We start from the raw sequence: 14,844 nt of genomic DNA, 5'->3' as shown, positions 1-14,844 counted from the left end.
CACGACATCGCAGAGTTCTTCAGAACGTTCCGGTCCTGACCTGGTGCGGGCGGGCGGTCGGTCGGCCAACGCAATCCGCAGCGGGTTGGATCTCCGCACGCGGGTAGGCGATCATCGGAGACGTCGTCGAGGATGACCGATTACTTACCAGCGAGGCAGTGCTCGTGAATCCGGAGATGGAAATGGCACGTTTGCAGGGACGCCACGCCCTCGTCACAGGCGGCACCGGCGGGATAGGAAGGGCGATCGCCCAGGCGTTGGCGCGCGAAGGCGCGTTCGTCGTGATCAGCGGCCGCGACAGTGAGCGCGGTGCGCAGGTCGTCGACCGCATCCGCGAGCAGCACGGTAAGGCCGAGTTCGTCAAAGCCGACCTGGCCAGCGGCGAGGCCGTGCGGCGGCTGGCCGATGACGCGCTGGCCGCCGCGGATGGGCGCATCGACATTCTGGTCAACAACGCCGCCCACATCCTGCCCCCGCAGTCCTTGCTGGAGAGCACCGAGGAGCAGATCGACACGACGCTGGCGCTCAACGTTAAGGCACCGTTCCTGCTCACCGCCGCGCTGACGCCCGGCATGGTCGAACGCGGCGCCGGTGCGGTGATCAACATCGGATCGGTCAGCGGCGTGCACGGCAAGGAGGGCACCGCCCTGTACGGGGCGAGCAAGGCCGCACTGCATTCCCTGACCAAGTCGTGGGCCGCGGAACTGGGCCCGAAGGGCATCCGCGTCAACGCCATTGCGCCGGGACCGATCGCCACCGAGTTGAACGCGGCGCAGATGCCGATGTGGGAGCAGGTGACCGCGAGCAGCTATCCCGCCCGACGCCCCGGCACCGCGGCAGAGATCGCCGACGTCGTGGTCTTCCTTGCCAGCGATCAGGCATCGTATATCCACGGAGTACTCTTGCCTGTTGATGGTGGGGCACTGACCCGCTGAACTGGCGTCACACGGCGTGACGCTTTCATGCGAGCCGCTTTTCAGTCGAGTGCTGCCAGGCCGGCCTTGGTCGCGTCCGCGATCAGGGCGTCGGCCGAGGTGGCGTTTCGGATGTGACGGTCGGATTCGATGGCGATGACGAGCGGTGCGCCGGTCGGGGGCCACACGACGGCGATGTCGTTGCGTGTGCCGTAGGAGCCGTTGCCGGTCTTATCGCCGACTTTCCACCCTGCTGGCACGCCGGCTCGGATGTAGGGGCCGCCGGTCCTGTTGCCTAGCAGCAGGCTGGTCAGCTGCTCGCGTCGTGCGGGGGAGAGCAGGTCGCCGAGCACGAATGCGCGCAGGTCGGTGCCGAGCGCGCGCGGTGTGCTCGTGTCGCGCAGGTCGCCGGGAGTCGCCGTGTTGACAGTGGGTTCGTTCCGGTCGGCGTGTGTTGTGGTGTCGCCGAGGTCACGTAGTGCGGCCTGCAGGCCGGCGGGGCCGCCGATTTGGTTGAGCAGCAGGTTCGCGGCCGTGTTGTCGCTGTACTGCAGCGCGGCTGCGATCAGCTCATTGATGGTCATGCCGGTTGCCACGTGTTTCGCGGTGATCGGGGCGTAGGACTGGAGGTCCGCCTTGGTGTATGTCACCACCTGGGCGAGCTGGCTGTCGGAGTCTTTGCGCAGCAGGACTCCGACGATCAGGACCTTGTACGTCGACGCGTAGGCGAATCGCTCGTCGGCGCGGTAGGTGACGGTGCGGCCGGTTCGGGTGTCCAGGATGTAGACGCCCAGGCGGGCGCCGAACTGTTGCTCAAGTTGCGCGAACGCGCGATCGGTTGCAGATGGCGTCGTCGTCGTTGTCGCCGCCTGCGACGGCGCGGAGTTGGCTGGTGCGCCGGTCTTGGCCGTGGCGCAGCCGCTCAGCATGCTGGTCGCCAGCAGGAGCACCGCAGCGGCGCGTGGTGCGGTTCTCATGTCCATCAGCCTGCGGCATCAGCGGTGTTGCGATCAAAGACACCAGGGACTGATTGTCCTGTTTCATCCGGTGGATCGACGGTCGCTGTCACCGCCCGTGCTCGTCGTAGCCCTGCACGCGGAAACCGCTCGCCGCGTGGAGTGCGGGTGCACTGCGCACGCGGCGAACGGCGGGTCCGCTCAGCTGGTGGAAGCGGCGAAGTTGACGAACCGCGGGCCGTAGTAGACCGGGGCGTCAAGGTTCGTATAGGCAGCCATCAGCTCGTACTCGTCCGGATAGAGCTGCTCGAGACGGCGTACCACCTCCTCCGGGACTTGGTGCCTCATGATGTTGAAGCATGAGGTGACCCGCATCTCGTTCATCTGGATGACGGCCTCGCCGAGGCTGGGCCAGGACTGCTCCGGCACGCCGTTCCACGCGTCGTCGAGGGCTGTCATCATCGCCGTGTAGGCCGAGTCGAAGCCCTTGAGCGCCTGGCTGACCTCCGCCGCGTTCGGATCGAGTTCCAGGATCGCGGCGTATCCGTCCCTGGGCACGGCCAGCGTGTTGATGACCACCGGCCAGGCGATCGGCTCGCCCTGGAAGTACGAGCGCTCCGTCTCCGGGGTGATCGGCTGCGAGGCGACCGGTGGCAGGTAGCGGGCGCCGTAACGCAGCTCGGCGAAGCGGGCGTAGTGCGAGATCTCGTTCTGGGAGTCCGCGCCGGCTTCCAGGGTTCCGGCCGCCGCGCCCTCGCCCTGGCCGCTGATCATGTCCAGGCTGGCGAGGAAGTCCTCGACCGCCTGGTCCGCGCCCTTTGGCGTGAAGGTGCGGTAGCCGAGGTTCCCGCCGACCTGGTTGGCCGGGCCGCCGCGCGCGACGGCCTTGCGGATCGCGTCCGCGTTGTCCAGCACCGCCTGCCGGATGACCTGGTAGAAGCCGCCGATCGTGGCGTACGCCGGGTCGCGCAGTTCCGGCGGCAGCATCGACTCCGGCGCCTCGATCCGCATGAAGGTCTCCAGCTGGCGCGGCGAGAGCGGGGCGAGCACGGCGGTCAGGTCCGGCGCCACCTTCCCCGGCAGGCCTGCCGACGGGAATCCGGGGTCCAGGTCCTTGATCCTTGGCGAGCCGCCGAGCGCGGCGAGCATATTGCACGCCGCCGCCATGTGCAGCATCTCCTCCATCAGGACGCTGCGGATCGTGTTGTAGGACGGGTAGTTCTGCACCTCGAGCGAGTACATCGCGGCGCAGTACAAGGGCATCGTCGAGTGCTCAAGCGCGATCGCGGTCTGCAGCGCGCCGCGGATCCAATTGACGTCCCGCAGGTAGCGCGGCGTGACGGCCTTGGATCCGGTGCGGGCCCGCGACGTTCCCGCGTCGCGCACCGGGGCTTGCAGGGTCGGCATCGTGTCCCTCCCTTCTGACGGTGACGGTTCTGCTCCCGCCGGCCCGGCCCGCTAGGCCGCGGCGGGCTCGGGCAGCAGCATCGCCTGGAAGTAGTCCTGGAAGCTCTCCTCCAGGTCGGCGTGCTGGTAGAACTCAGGGCCCTGCTCGTCGAAGATCGCGTCGCCGATGCCGCTGAGGGTGTCGAACATCATCGACACGATCGTGCCGACCTCCCGGCCCAGGTAGTGGGCGACCAGCGCTACCGCGGAGCCGTTGACGCCGTACGAGCCCGTGGCCGTCCAGATGCGCTCCTCGGGGTTGCCGATCCACATCCGCCGGCCGACCGGCACGTTGATCCCCTCGGCGCGCAGCCCGCGGGCGACCGCGGCGACGCAGGTGACCGGGGCGCCGCCGAGGATGCCAGCCCGCGCGAGCACACCCACGCCGGAGCAGTTCGCGGCGACGACCTTGCCCTCCTCGTGGTGCCTGCGGATGAGCTTGAGCACCCGGTCGTCGGTAGCCAGGGCGCCGGAGCCGACGCCGCCGGGGACGTAGAAGATGTCGTAGAGCCGGTCGTCGTCGAGCGCGGCGTCCGGGATCACCTGGGTGCCCATCTGCATGGTGACGACGCCGGGGTTCAAGCTCACCAGCTTGACGTCCAGCTTCGACGGGGCGACCTCGCGCTGCCACGGGGCGATCGCGCCCGAGACCACCATGGACGCGCCTTTGAAGATCTCCAGCGGGGTGATCGTGTCCTGCTCACTGCACTTCTCGTAGGCGAGCACTGCGATCGACTCGATGTTCGTCATGTCGGTGCCTTCCTCGGGTTAGGGCTGATCGGGAGACTGACTTCGTAAGCTGATCTCAGGGATTGAGGCGATTGATATGCGGCGGGGTGCCGCGGCGCGGCGGGCGGTGCGACGGCGACCGCCGCGCCGCGGCTGATTCGGGCGGCTCAGTTCCCGCCGACGCCGCCGGGGTAGCGGCCGGTGCGCACCCACTCGTCGATGGGTCCGCGGTCGGCGGTGTCGACGTACTCGATCCGGGTGCCCAGCACCGGGTCCACCGCGGTGATGAGGGCGAACGGCACCGCGCCGGGGCCGGAGCGGAACGCGGCGTCGATGCCGATGCCCTGCTCCTGCAGCCGCTCCAGCCGCCCGCGCATGTCCGGCTCCCAGACCCCGTAGTAGAGGATCTTGCCGGCGTGCTCCGCGGAGGTGATGCCGGAGCCCGCGGCCTGGATCAGCTCGTAGTACGGCGGCGCGGTGCGCGAGAACACCGCGACCAACTCGGCCGGATGCGGGTCCGGGTCCTCGAGGCGCGGGATCTGGAACACGGCCGGTTCAGTGAATTCGATGCCGAACACGTCCGAGTACCGGGCCACCGCCTTCTCCAGGTCCGGGACCACGATCCCGGTGTGGAAGAACGACGGGTCCGCCGGGGGAGCGGGCAGCAGCTCACGGTAGGTGGTCACTTTCGGCGGCTCTTCGAGGCAGTCGAGCAGCTTGGGAATGAACTCCCGCAGATAAGGGGTCTGCTTGTGGGCGTCCAACGCCGCCTCGTCGCGGTACTGCTCGATCACCAGGCGGCGGCGTCCCGAGGACTCGGTGCGCACATAGTCGAACCGCAGGCAGCCCGGCTCATGCTCGGCGATGTCGGCGGCCAGCTGCGCCATCAGCGCGTCCAGCTCCTCCTCCTTGCCGGGCTTGACCAGCTGAGCCGCGGTCGCGGTGATCATCGCGACTCCCGTGCGGCGGCGAGCTGACGCACCGCCAGCTCGGCGACCCGGGCGGCCGAGGCCGGGTTCTGGCCGGTGACCAAGCGCCCGTCGGCGACCGCGTGCGGGGCGAAGTTCGGCGCCTTCGTGTGCTTGGCGCCGCGCTCCACCAGCGCCGTCTCCAGCAGGAACGGCACCGTCTCGGCCAGGCCGACCGCGGCCTCCTCCTCGTCCGTGAACGAGGAGACCTCGCGGCCCTCGACCAGGTACGAGCCGTCGCTGAGACGGAGATTGACCAGGGCGGCCGGGCCGTGGCAGACCGCAGCGACCACGCCGCCGCGCTCGTAGATCGCTGCGGCCAGGCCGGTCAGTTCGGCGTTGTCGGGGAAGTCCCACATGGTGCCGTGGCCCCCGGCGAAGAAGATGACGTCGTAGTCCTCCGCGCGCAGCTGCTCGGGCCGCGGGGTGGCGGCGAGCGCGGCCTGGTTGGCCGGGTCGGCGAGGTACTGCGCGACGACGGTGTCGTCGGGCTTGACGCCGTCCTGCGGCGGCCGGCCGCCCTGCACCGAGACGTACGCGATCTCGAAGCCCTCGCGGCGGAAGACGGCGGCGGGGTGCGCGACCTCCGGGACGTAGAAGCCCGTGCTGCGTCCGGTGTCGCCGAGCTCGCCGTGACTGGTCAGCGCGAACAGAACTGTGTTGGCCATGATGGCTCCTGAGTGTGTGCGGCTGGGTAATACGGCCGCGGCGGGTGCCGACGGCCGGCGTGGTTGAAGCGTGTGCTGAGATCGAGCGGTCGTGCTCCCGGCCCAGGCAGCGCCGCGCCGGGTACTCACGGTCAGGCGGCCAGGTCGGCTAGGTCCGGCAGGCGCAGCCGCGGCAGACCCGCGCGCTTCGCCTCCGCCTCGTGCTCCGGGGTGTGGTAACCCCAGGTCGCCCACAGTGCGCGGGCGCCGGTGCCGGCGACCTGGACGGCGTTGGTCAGGTTGTCGTCGATGAAGGTGCATTCGGCGGGGCGCACGCCGTACCGCGCGGCCAGGGTTCGTACCGCATCGGCCTTGCGTGAGGACTCGCCGATAACCTCCGCCACTGTGTCGTCGACCTTGTGGTGGCGCAGGATCCGCCACACCGAATCCGCGTCCTTGGCCGTTACGATGCACACTTTTCCGGCGTGCCTGCGCAGCAAGCCGTCGACGCCGGGATACAGCGTGTGCAGTCCCGTCCAGTACTCGGGTTCCTCGTCGCGGCAGCGGGCGCGCGCCGCGGACGCCTGGGCGGTGAATTCGGCCACGAACACGTCGGCGATGCTGCGGTAGAGCCGGTCGAATCCGGCTTGGCTGGTCAGGTACGCCGCCATCGGCCGATGGGCCGTGACGAAGTGGTCCAGCGTGCGGGCGTAGTCGCGGATCGTGCGGAACCGCTCCAGGAACCCGCGCGGCATCGCCGGGGCGTACGCGCTGACCGGCGCGCTCGGCGCGGGCGGATGCACACCGAGCCAGGTGACCAGGGCGCATTCGGTCAGCGCGTCGCAGATCACCCCGTCGAAATCCAGGATGAGCATGGCGGTTGCCCTTTCAGCGGTTGCCTTTCAACGGGAGCCCGGCGGCGGGTGCGGGGGACGGCCGCGGTGAACCGGAGGGGGAGCGGATTCGTCCGCCCGCACCACGCCACGCCGTGACTGGTGCCTCGGGTCAGGCGGCGACGGGTTCGGCTATCTCGGCCGCGTGCGCAGCGGCGCGCGCCTCGACGGTGGCGAACACCGCCTGCATGAAGCGGCCCACGTAGCCGTAGTACGAGCAGGTGATGATGTTCTCGTCCACCACCACGTCCTTCTCGTGCACCGTGGCCCCGGCGTTGATCACGTCATCGCGCAGCCCGATGTAGGCGCAGGCTTGACGGCCCTTCAGCACCCCGGCGCTGATCATGATCCACGGGCCGTGGCACAGCCCCGCGACGACCTTGCCGGCGCGGTCCATGCCCGCCACGAAGTCGAGCACTCGGCGGTCCTGGCGCACCCGGTCCGGAGCCTCGTGGCCGCCGGTGAGGATCACCGCGTCGTACTGGGCGACGTCCAGCCAGTCGAAGGAGACCAGCGGCGTGGCGGTCTTGTCCATCGGCAGCGGGACGCCGTACTTGCCGGTGACGCCGGAGCCGTCCTTCGTGGCCACGTCGACGTTCCAGCCCTCTTCCAGAAGGCGGTAGTAGGTGTATACGACATCGTGGTCCTGAAAGCCGGGACCGGTGATGATGACGGCGCTGCGGGTCATATTCGTTCGTTCCTCTCCGTGTGTGTGATCTGCGTGATCTGCGTGATCGGCGGGCGGCCGGGCCGGCCCGCGGGTCTCAGCCCTCTGCCAGGCTGAGGTAGTACTGGTCCACGGCCGGCCGGCGCGGGTCCTCCCGGCGGGCGGCGAGGATCTGCAGCTCGCCGGCGACTACGCCGGACACGCCGAGCGGGATGTGGAAGAGGTCCTGCTCACGGCGTCGGTAGAAGATGTCCATCCCGGCGCGGATCTCGAAGCGGAAGCGGCCGTCCGGGCAGCCGGTGCGCAGGCGGGCGCTGGGCAGGTACGGCACCGGCCGCGACGGCGCGGTGTCGTTCAGCTTCGCGTGCTTGCTCTCGTAGCCCTCGCGCTCGCGGTTGTAGCCGTCGCGCAGCCTGATCAGGTCGAACTTGTTGCGCGGAGCCTCGACCTCGACGAGGTGCAGTGGCTCGGTGCCGGTCGAGCGGGTCCCGTGAAATGCACCGGCTCCTATGCGCACCGCGGTGCCTTGCGAGACTGGCAGGTCGCCCGAGAGGGTGTTCATCACGCCTTCGCCGGCGAGGCAGAGCAGGTACGTGACCTTGCGCGGGTGCACGTGGGTCGACGTACCGTGCCCCGGTCCGATGGACAGGTGCCAGACGTCGAGGAAGTCGTCCGCGAAGACCCGGTACTCGAAACCCCACGGCTTCGGGATCAGTTCGTTGAGGTGGTCGTCCTCGTGTAGGTTCTCGTTGCCGATGCGCTTGCCCGCGCGAACCGCGTCGGTCAACGCGGCGATGTCGCGCGGGCCGGGATCGACCCGTGCGAGCAGTTCCGGTTTATGTGCGACAAGAACGTCAGTCATTTCTAACTCCATTTCCTAGGCTTTTCGAGATTGAGCGCAGAAATGGTAGTCAGCCCGTCGGGTAGGCCATCGTTCTCCCCCGTGGAGCCGACGGCTAGAAAACTACCTGTGTGTCGCTAGAGCCAGCAAATAGAAAAGCGTATACCGGGTATAAGGAATCTAAGTGCCCGTTTGCGTTATCATCACCGGGCCCGGTTCGTCGAGCGTCAGTGCGCGCATCGACCTCCGTAGCGCGGTGACCGGCGCGCGGGCGGCCCGACGGCCGTCCGGTGTCGCAGCGGCGCGGGCACTACCCTCCGCAGCGCCGCGGCCGGGCGCCTCGAGCCCCGCCGCCGCGGCGCGAACCCGATGAAAGTCGTCTGCACCATGGGCACTGACCGACCCCGCGGCCTGATCGCGGTGACCAGCGTGGAGCGGCTGCCCAGCGGGCAGCGGGCGGGGTTCTGGCTGCCCGAGGCGGCCTATCCCTGGCGCGCGATGGTGACCGCCGGGTGGGACTTCGAGTTCGTCACGACCCGCGACGAGGAGCCGGCCCCCGGGGGGATCGACCGCTCCGACCCGCCGCAGCGGATGTTCCTCGAGGATCCCGAGGTGCGGCGCAAGCTCGCGGCCGCGCGCAGCGCGCGGCACTACGATCCGGCGGACTTCCCGCTGGTGTTCGCGGCGGGCGGGCCCGGCGCGATGTGGGACTTTCCCTCGGACGCCCGGCTGTCCGCGCTGCTGGTCGCGATATTCGAGGCCGGCGGCGTCGTCGCAGCGGTCTGCCATGGGGTCGCGGCGCTTGTTAACGCGAACAGCGCTGACGGCGATGCGTTCGTGTCCGGGCGGCGGATGACCGGGTTCTCCAACCGCGAGGAGGAGGCGATCGGGCTGAGCGCCGCGGTGCCCTTCCTCCTGGAAGACGCACTGGTGCGGCGCGGGGCCAAGTTCGAGGCCGGAGAACCCTTCCGCCCACACGTGATCACCGACGACCGGCTGGTCACCGGCCAGAATCCGGCCTCCGCCGCCGGAGTCGCGCAGCTCGCTACGCAGCTGGCGACCGGCGATCCGCTGCCGCCGAACTGGCTTCGCCGGCCCGCGCCGTGACAAACAAGGCCCGGATGTGACTAAATGGAGTCTCCTGACGCCGTTCCGGAGTGAGAGCTCGACGACGAGAGCGAACCCGGTGTACGGGGGCCTGATCAGCTGTCAGGGTCCAGATGTCCACACGGGGAGCAGTCACCGATGCAACTGGGCTGGTTACGCACGTTCGTCGTCGTCTATCGCACGGGCTCGTTCACTCGGGCCGCCCGCCGGCTGGACCTTTCCCAGCCCGCGGTCACCCAGCAGATCCGCGGATTGGAGCAGGAGCTCGGACGCCCGCTGTTCGAGCGGCACACCCAAGGCGTCAAGCCGACCGCGGCCGCGGAGCAGCTGATCCGCTCGGTTCAGGGCCCGGTCGACGCGCTCGACGACGCGGTGCGCCGTCAGTTCGGCCTTGACCGCTCGCAGCGTCCGGTCTATCTCGGCGGCCCGGCCGAGCTGATCACCGCGCGCGTGCTTCCGGCCATCAGCGACCTGATAGCCGACGGAGTGCAGTTCCGCATCGGCCTGGGATTGGCCGACGACCTGCTGTCCGAGCTGGAGGCGGGTCTGTACGACCTCGTACTCTCCACGGTGCGCCCGCGCCTGCGCGGCATCGAGGCCACCCCGCTGGTCGACGAGGTGTTCGCGCTGATGGGCTCCGCGCAGGTGGCGGAGCAGATTCCGGCTGAGGAGATCGAGCTGCTCGGACCGGAGGCGCTGGGCCGCTTCCCGCTGATCGCCTACGCGGAGTTCCTGCCGATCATCCGGCGCTACTGGCGCTCGGTGTTCGACGTGCGGGCCTCGATCTGCCCCGCGGTGGTGGTGCCGGACCTGCGCGGGGTGCTGGCGGCGGTGCGGTCGTCGGCGGGGATCTCGGTGCTGCCAACCTATCTGTGCGCGGAGGAGCTCGCCCGCGGCGAGGTGGTTCCGCTGCTGGAGCCCGAGATCCCGCCGATCAACACGTTCTACCTGGCCAACCGGATCGGCGCGCTGGGCCGCGAGCAGATCGCGATGGTGCACGCCCATCTGCGGATGAAGGCCCAGGTCTGGACCTGATCCTGACTCTGATTCTGATCCTGTTGCTCATCCAGGGTGTTGCGACGCTGTCGCGCCGTCACACCCGTTCCGGCTGCGGCACCGGGCGCGCGGCCTCGGCCTCGGCGCCGGCACGTGCGCTCGCCCGCCCGGTGGACGCGATCACGCCGACCGTGACGGCGCACACCACCGCGAGCGTGACGCCGGCGGCGCGCAGCGAGGGCATCGTGCCGAGCAGCGCCACGCCCAGCGCGGAACCAGCCTGTCGCAGAGCACTGAGCACGCCTTGAGCGGTCGCGGCGTATTGCTGTGGAGTGGTGGTCGAGACGTCAGCGGTTGCCGCCGGGATCGTCAGGGTGCTGCCGATCGCCAGCGCGATCTCGGCGAGCAGGATCAGCGCGTACGGCGCGTGCACTCCGGCGAGTGCGAGCACGGCGCCGCACACGGTGTCCGCGGCGAGGCCGATCAGGATGATGCGACGCGCGCCGACCCGTCCGACGATCCGGCCCACCACGATCGGCATGACGGCCATCGGCAGCGTCGCGGGCAGGAACTCGACCCCGGTGAGCAGCGGTGCCAGCCCGCGCTGGTTGACCAGCCATTGCGTGAGCGTGAAAAGGACGCCGTAGAACGCGAGGCTGGCCACTGCCCCGGCCAGCAGGTCGGCGCGCACCCGCGGCAGGCTGAGCAGCGCGGGCGGCAACACCGGTGCGGAGGCCTTGCGTTCCCACCACGCGAGCGCGGCGAACGCGGCGAGGGCCACGGCTGCCGCGGCGATCGGCGCCGCGTGGCCCCAGCCGGAGGTGCCCGCTTCGACGAGCCCGTATGTCAGAGCCGTGAGCCCGACGACGGACAGCGCGAGACCGGTCCAGTCCACCGTGCGCGGCTGCGCCGGCCGTGCGGCGGCGAGGCCGCGTGAGGCGACGAAGGCGATCAGCGCGATCGGCGGGTTGACCAGGAACACCAGCCGCCAGCCGCCGGCCGAGACCAGCGCGCCGCCCAGGACCGGGCCGCAGATCAGGCCGATGCTGGAGACCGCGGCCCAGGTCCCGACCGCGCGAGAGCGGCGCGCCGGTTCCGGGAACAGGCCGGCCAGCAGCGCCAGGGACGCGGGCACCACGCCGGCCGCCGCGACGCCCAGCAGCGAGCGCCCGACGATCAGCGACGCGGCGTTGGGGGCCACCGCACACAGCGCGGACAGCAGGCAGAAAGCGAGAAGCGAGACGCGGTACACGCCGCGGGCGCCCCATCGGTCGGCGGCCCAACCGGCGGCGAGTAGCAACCCGGCGAACACGACGGTGTACGCGTCGACCACCCATGGCAGGCTGGCCAGTGGGGCGTGCAGGCTGCGGCGCAGGTCAGGCAGCGCGACGTTGAGGATCGAGGCGTCGAGCAGGACCAGGAAGTTGCCCAGGATGATCCCGGCGAAGCGGCGGTTGACGCTGGAGGCCGCAGCGGCTCCCCCGCCCGCCACGGGGCTGTGATCGATTCGTGCAGTCATGGCACCGAGGCTGGCAGGAGGCGCCGGAAAATGGCATAGCAGTCTGCTTATGACCCCGGAAACAATCCCGATGACACCGCGGCGCCCGCCCAATCGTTATTTCTTATCCGGCGATTTCGCGAAGGGGAATTCCGGGCGACGGATATTTCAGGGCCCGGCATTCGCGCGGGAGGCGCTTCTTCGGGTGGCATTTCCTGGGATGGCGTTTCCACGGGTGGCCGAGATCAGCTGGTCGAGGAAAGCGCGGGTCGCGGGACTCACCGGGCCGCGGCGCGGCAGGATGCAGCCGATCGACGGATGCGCCGGCGCGTCGGTCAGGCGGTGGATGTCGATCGGCGGGCCCGCCGCGACCGCCGCGGACTCCGCCAGTAGCGCGACGCCCAGGCCGGCCGCGACCAGCTCGCGTACGCCCGCCGGGGTGTCGGCCTCGAAGTCGATGCGCGGCACGAAGCCAGCCTGCGCCGCGGCCGCGGTGAGCAGCGTGCGCAGACCGGTGCCCTGGGGAAGGCAGACGAACGGCTCGTCGCGGAGATCCGCGAGACGCAGGCCGCCCGCAGGATCAGCGTTCTTCGACTCCAGCCGGATCGCGGGATCCGGGCTCGGTCCGATCGGCCGGCCCGGCGGCGCCGCGAGCACCAGCCTCTCGTCCGCGAGCTTGCGCACCACGTGGTTCTCGCCGGGTTCGCCAGGCTCCCAGGATTCGTCGTGCACCGGCCCGAGCACGAGGTCGAGCTCGCCGCGGTCGAGGGCGGCGCGCAACTCGGCGATCAGCCCGGTACGCAGGGCCAGGGCGACTCCGGGATGGCGCCGATGGAATCCGGCCAGCGTGGTCGGCAGGTCCAGGGTGCCGAGGATCGGCGTCGCGCCGACCCGCACCCGCCCGCGCAGCACCGCGGTCAGCTCGCCGACCTCGGTGCGCGCCAGCTCCAGCTGTTCGAGCACTGACCTGACCCGGACCAGGAACAGCTCGCCCGCCTCGGTCAGCGCGACCCGCCGGGTGGTGCGCCGCAGCAGGGGCGTGCCCAGCTCCGCCTCAAGCCGCCGGATCTGCGCGGACACCGCGGGCTGCGCGACGTGCAGGTGCTCGCCCGCCCGGGAGAAACTCCCGTGTCGCGCCACGGCTTCGAAGTAAACCAGCTGACGCAGCTCCACTCATTCAGAGTACTTCGCTATAAATCGCATCGCAAACGCGCCTTGGACTTATCGATCGCTGCCCGTCATCCTGAAATCATGGAACGACGACGACTGGGCACTGACGGCTTGACGACCTCCGCGATCGGCCTTGGCTGCATGGGCTTCTCCCAGGGCTACGGCCCGGCAGATGACGCGGAGTCGCTGCGCGCGATCGACCGCGCGCTCGACGCGGGCGTGACGCTGCTGGACACCGCGATGAGTTACGGCCAGGGCCACAACGAGCGGCTGCTGGCCCGAGCGCTCGCCGTGCACCGCGACCGGGTCGAGCTCGCCACGAAGTTCGGCATCGTGCGAGGCGAGAACGGAGTGCGCCTCGACGGCCGCCCCGAGCACGTGCGCGAGTACTGCGACGCCTCGCTGTCCCGGCTCGGCACGGACGTCATCGACCTCTACTACCTGCATCGGGCCGACCCGCAGGTCCCGGTGGCCGAGTCGGTCGGCGCGATGGCCGAACTGGTCAAGGAGGGCAAGGTCCGGCACCTCGGCCTGTCCGAGGTGACCGCGCAGCAGCTCGAGGAGGCGGCGGCGGTGCACCCGATCGCTGCCGTGCAGTTCGAATGGTCGCTGCTGTGGCGGCAGCCGGAGGAGGACGTCGTGCCCACGGCGCGCCGGCTCGGCATCGGACTGGTCCCGTACAGCCCCCTCGGGCGCGGGCTGCTCACCGCCACGCTCAGCCGCGACCAGATCGACAGCAGCGACTTCCGCCGCGCCGACCCGCGCTTCCACGGCGCCGACCTCGAGCGCAACCTCGCGCAGATCGAGGCGCTGCGCGCGATCGCCGCCGAGTGGGGCGCCACCCCTGGCCAGCTCGCCCTCGCCTGGCTGCTGGCTCAGGGCCCGGACGTCGTCCCGCTGCCCGGTTCGCGCAACCCCGAGCGCGTAGCGGAGAACGCCGCGGCGGCGCAGTTCGTGCTCACCGAGGCGGATCTGCAACGTATCGAGGCTGCCGCGCCGCGCGAGGCGTGGTCCGGCGACCGGACTTCATTCGCCGTCCCGGTCACGGCTCGCGCGTGAGCAAGGCGAGAGTGGAATATCGTCGAGGGTGGCACCCGACCTGACCGGCTGACGAGCTGACCGGCTGACCGGCGGTTCAACGGGGAACCAGCCTCGCGCCGAAAGGCAGGCAGCGCATGCCACACATGCCACACATGCCACACAACGACACCACTGAAGCCGCCGCGCCCGCAGAGGCGAACGCCGCTCAGGCGGAGGCATGGAACGGGGACGCCGGGCAGCACTGGGTGCAGTACCGGGACCGCCGCGAGGCACAGCTGAGCCGCTTCTCACCGCACCTCTTCGCGGCGGCGCAAATCACAGCCGACGCCGGGGTGCTCGACGTCGGCTGCGGTTGCGGCGGCACGACGCTGCAAGCCGCGCGCCAGGCCGCCGATGGGAATGCGCTCGGCGTGGACCTGTCCGCGCCGATGCTGGCCGAGGCGCGGCGGCGGGCCGTTGCCGAGGAGGTCGCGAACGTCGCGTTTCAGCAGGCCGACGCCCAGGTTCACCCCTTCGCTCCGGACAGCTTCGACGTGATGCTCAGCCGGTTCGGCGTGATGTTCTTCGCCGATCCGCAGGCCGCGTTCAGCAACCTCCAACGGGCCGTGCGCCCCGGCGGTAGTCTGCACTTCCTGTGCTGGCAGTCCGCGGAGATCAACGACTTCTTCACCGTTCCGCTGCACGCGATCTCCGCTCACCTCGATGTGCCGCAGCGTGACACGCCGGGCGAGCCGGGCCCGTTCTCGCTCGCCAACCCCGACGAAGTGCGCGGCCTCCTGACCGCTGCCGGCTTTGACTCGGTCGAGATCAACGCGGTGGACGAGCGCATGTGGGTCGGTGCCGACGTCGAGGACGCCGTCGCGTACCAGATGACCACGCCGTCGAATCAGGCAGCGCTGGCCGAGGCCGGCCCGGAGGCAAGAGGCCGCGTGATGGACGCATTGCGTGAGGCGCTGAGCCCCTACGCGACG

At 70.1% G+C, this 14,844-nt stretch carries 15 protein-coding genes; 5 read left to right on the top strand and 10 right to left on the bottom strand.

Features of this window, described 5'->3' with window-relative positions; genetic code table 11:
- Positions 1-164: 164 nt before the first annotated feature.
- Complete coding sequence (locus VFA06_RS17330) at positions 165-935, top strand: glucose 1-dehydrogenase (RefSeq protein WP_324841635.1); 771 nt, start codon at positions 165-167, stop codon at positions 933-935.
- 41 nt (positions 936-976) lie between these two features.
- On the opposite strand, the gene bla is transcribed toward VFA06_RS17330, so the two are convergent.
- The 8 genes from bla to VFA06_RS17290 form a co-directional block, all read right to left on the bottom strand.
- Complete coding sequence (gene bla / locus VFA06_RS17325; protein WP_324841634.1) at positions 977-1,891, bottom strand: class A beta-lactamase; 915 nt, start codon at positions 1,889-1,891, stop codon at positions 977-979.
- A gap of 180 nt (positions 1,892-2,071) precedes the next feature.
- Positions 2,072-3,277, bottom strand: a complete 1,206-nt coding sequence (locus VFA06_RS17320; RefSeq protein WP_324841633.1) for a ferritin-like protein — start codon at positions 3,275-3,277, stop codon at positions 2,072-2,074.
- 51 nt (positions 3,278-3,328) lie between these two features.
- Complete coding sequence (locus tag VFA06_RS17315; RefSeq protein ID WP_324841632.1) at positions 3,329-4,066, bottom strand: DJ-1/PfpI family protein; 738 nt, start codon at positions 4,064-4,066, stop codon at positions 3,329-3,331.
- 146 nt (positions 4,067-4,212) lie between these two features.
- Positions 4,213-4,995 carry an antibiotic biosynthesis monooxygenase gene (locus tag VFA06_RS17310; RefSeq protein WP_324841631.1) on the bottom strand — a complete coding sequence of 261 codons (783 nt, stop codon included), beginning with the start codon at positions 4,993-4,995 and terminating at the stop codon, positions 4,213-4,215.
- Complete coding sequence (locus tag VFA06_RS17305) at positions 4,992-5,681, bottom strand: type 1 glutamine amidotransferase domain-containing protein (protein WP_324841630.1); 690 nt, start codon at positions 5,679-5,681, stop codon at positions 4,992-4,994. Before VFA06_RS17305 ends, VFA06_RS17310 begins: the two co-directional genes overlap by 4 nt.
- A 131-nt stretch (positions 5,682-5,812) precedes the next feature.
- Complete coding sequence (locus VFA06_RS17300) at positions 5,813-6,535, bottom strand: HAD family hydrolase (protein WP_324841629.1); 723 nt, start codon at positions 6,533-6,535, stop codon at positions 5,813-5,815.
- 130 nt (positions 6,536-6,665) lie between these two features.
- Entirely contained in the window at positions 6,666-7,241 is a 576-nt protein-coding gene (locus VFA06_RS17295) for a type 1 glutamine amidotransferase domain-containing protein (RefSeq protein ID WP_324841628.1), read from the bottom strand.
- Between the two features lie 76 nt (positions 7,242-7,317).
- Positions 7,318-8,082, bottom strand: coding sequence for a cupin domain-containing protein (locus tag VFA06_RS17290; RefSeq protein WP_324841627.1), 765 nt, complete (start codon positions 8,080-8,082; stop codon positions 7,318-7,320).
- A gap of 366 nt (positions 8,083-8,448) precedes the next feature.
- On the opposite strand from VFA06_RS17290, the gene VFA06_RS17285 reads away from it, so the two are divergent.
- Both VFA06_RS17285 and VFA06_RS17280 read left to right on the top strand, forming a co-directional pair.
- Entirely contained in the window at positions 8,449-9,168 is a 720-nt protein-coding gene (locus VFA06_RS17285) for a type 1 glutamine amidotransferase domain-containing protein (RefSeq protein WP_324841626.1), read from the top strand.
- Positions 9,169-9,306: 138 nt separating this feature from the next.
- A complete protein-coding gene (locus VFA06_RS17280) occupies positions 9,307-10,203 on the top strand; it encodes a LysR family transcriptional regulator (RefSeq protein ID WP_324841625.1) in 897 nt (298 codons plus the stop codon).
- Between the two features lie 58 nt (positions 10,204-10,261).
- On the opposite strand, the gene VFA06_RS17275 is transcribed toward VFA06_RS17280, so the two are convergent.
- Positions 10,262-11,683, bottom strand: a complete 1,422-nt coding sequence (locus tag VFA06_RS17275) for an MFS transporter (protein WP_324841624.1) — start codon at positions 11,681-11,683, stop codon at positions 10,262-10,264.
- A 147-nt stretch (positions 11,684-11,830) separates the two neighbouring features.
- Positions 11,831-12,835 carry a LysR family transcriptional regulator gene (locus VFA06_RS17270; protein WP_324841623.1) on the bottom strand — a complete coding sequence of 335 codons (1,005 nt, stop codon included), beginning with the start codon at positions 12,833-12,835 and terminating at the stop codon, positions 11,831-11,833.
- Positions 12,836-12,913: 78 nt separating this feature from the next.
- Here VFA06_RS17270 and VFA06_RS17265 point away from each other — a divergent pair, with 78 nt between their 5' ends.
- Both VFA06_RS17265 and VFA06_RS17260 read left to right on the top strand, forming a co-directional pair.
- A complete protein-coding gene (locus VFA06_RS17265) occupies positions 12,914-13,891 on the top strand; it encodes an aldo/keto reductase (RefSeq protein ID WP_324841622.1) in 978 nt (325 codons plus the stop codon).
- Between the two features lie 134 nt (positions 13,892-14,025).
- A partial coding sequence (locus VFA06_RS17260) for a class I SAM-dependent methyltransferase (RefSeq protein WP_324841621.1) occupies positions 14,026-14,844 on the top strand: 819 nt, incomplete at its 3' end.

The sequence above is a fragment of the Actinocrinis sp. genome (assembly GCF_035653575.1).
Lineage (GTDB): Bacteria > Actinomycetota > Actinomycetes > Streptomycetales > Catenulisporaceae > Actinocrinis.
Note: the sequence above shows the minus strand (reverse complement) of the source record. Positions and strands in the feature narration are given on the sequence as shown.

Coding starts and splice junctions, on each gene's coding strand:
- bla (WP_324841634.1), bottom strand. CDS start 1,891: ATGAGAACCGCACCACGCGCCGCTGCGGTGCTCCTGCTGGCGACCAGC.
- VFA06_RS17320 (WP_324841633.1), bottom strand. CDS start 3,277: ATGCCGACCCTGCAAGCCCCGGTGCGCGACGCGGGAACGTCGCGGGCC.
- VFA06_RS17315 (WP_324841632.1), bottom strand. CDS start 4,066: ATGACGAACATCGAGTCGATCGCAGTGCTCGCCTACGAGAAGTGCAGT.
- VFA06_RS17310 (WP_324841631.1), bottom strand. CDS start 4,995: ATGATCACCGCGACCGCGGCTCAGCTGGTCAAGCCCGGCAAGGAGGAG.
- VFA06_RS17305 (WP_324841630.1), bottom strand. CDS start 5,681: ATGGCCAACACAGTTCTGTTCGCGCTGACCAGTCACGGCGAGCTCGGC.
- VFA06_RS17300 (WP_324841629.1), bottom strand. CDS start 6,535: ATGCTCATCCTGGATTTCGACGGGGTGATCTGCGACGCGCTGACCGAA.
- VFA06_RS17295 (WP_324841628.1), bottom strand. CDS start 7,241: ATGACCCGCAGCGCCGTCATCATCACCGGTCCCGGCTTTCAGGACCAC.
- VFA06_RS17290 (WP_324841627.1), bottom strand. CDS start 8,082: ATGACTGACGTTCTTGTCGCACATAAACCGGAACTGCTCGCACGGGTC.
- VFA06_RS17285 (WP_324841626.1), top strand. CDS start 8,449: ATGGGCACTGACCGACCCCGCGGCCTGATCGCGGTGACCAGCGTGGAG.
- VFA06_RS17280 (WP_324841625.1), top strand. CDS start 9,307: ATGCAACTGGGCTGGTTACGCACGTTCGTCGTCGTCTATCGCACGGGC.
- VFA06_RS17275 (WP_324841624.1), bottom strand. CDS start 11,683: ATGACTGCACGAATCGATCACAGCCCCGTGGCGGGCGGGGGAGCCGCT.
- VFA06_RS17265 (WP_324841622.1), top strand. CDS start 12,914: ATGGAACGACGACGACTGGGCACTGACGGCTTGACGACCTCCGCGATC.